General features: G+C 38.1%; 1 protein-coding gene. It reads right to left on the bottom strand.

The window, feature by feature from the left end:
* Nucleotides 1-95 precede the first annotated feature (95 nt).
* The gene (locus tag QVP90_RS09300) at nt 96-584 is read right to left on the bottom strand and encodes a UpxZ family transcription anti-terminator antagonist (RefSeq protein ID WP_007480518.1); all 489 of its coding nucleotides are present in this window, start codon (nt 582-584) and stop codon (nt 96-98) included.
* Nucleotides 585-742: the final 158 nt, after the last annotated feature.

The following is a 742-nucleotide window of genomic DNA, read 5'->3' on the forward strand; positions in this document are numbered from 1 at the left end:
CTGAGCAGGATGCCAAAAAGGCTATCAGACACAACAGCAAATAATGTTGAACTTTTATATTCATAAAAAACACTTGTAAATATTATTTTCTTATATTATGCTTTCTCTCCCATTTCATCCCACGGATAAGGATTCTCTTCCAAAGCCTTTAGCTGTTCCACAACCTCACGCTCCTCGTCTGTCAACTTACGACTTTCCCAACTATCCATAATAGCACGAGCCTCCTGAGCCAATTCTCTATCAAAAACTTCACCGTAACAGGCAACCAATAACTGACATTTCAATAAAGAGGATTTCAGATGTTCAAGCACTTTCCAACTGCGTTCGAGAATAACCTGTATTTTCTCTTCCTTATCACCATTATTATAAATAGTGGCATTATACGCTGCCAAAAGAGCTACGCAAAGAGAAGCTTCCTCTTCGGAAGTACTGCCATGTTCACAACTAAGAGCTTCCGCATAATTATAGACATCTGCATTAAGCTGCTGAAAATGATCGGCATAAATAGGTTCCCCATCCAAACCGAGACAAAGAAGTTCGGACGCAATGCAATGCAATGCATCTATTTCGGACTGTAAAGACATAAATAGATTGACGATTATTCCCTATGCGATCATGACCATCATCCGATTATAATACATAGGTACGTTGACAATTAAGAATTTACGGAAGGTTGAATTATTTTTCAACCATATTTAAATTAACTGGTTCTATTAAAGAGGGGTGAATAAAGGCAGTGGCT

This window comes from Bacteroides sp. CAG:189, from assembly GCF_000432295.1.
GTDB classification, from domain to species: domain Bacteria; phylum Bacteroidota; class Bacteroidia; order Bacteroidales; family Bacteroidaceae; genus Bacteroides; species Bacteroides salyersiae.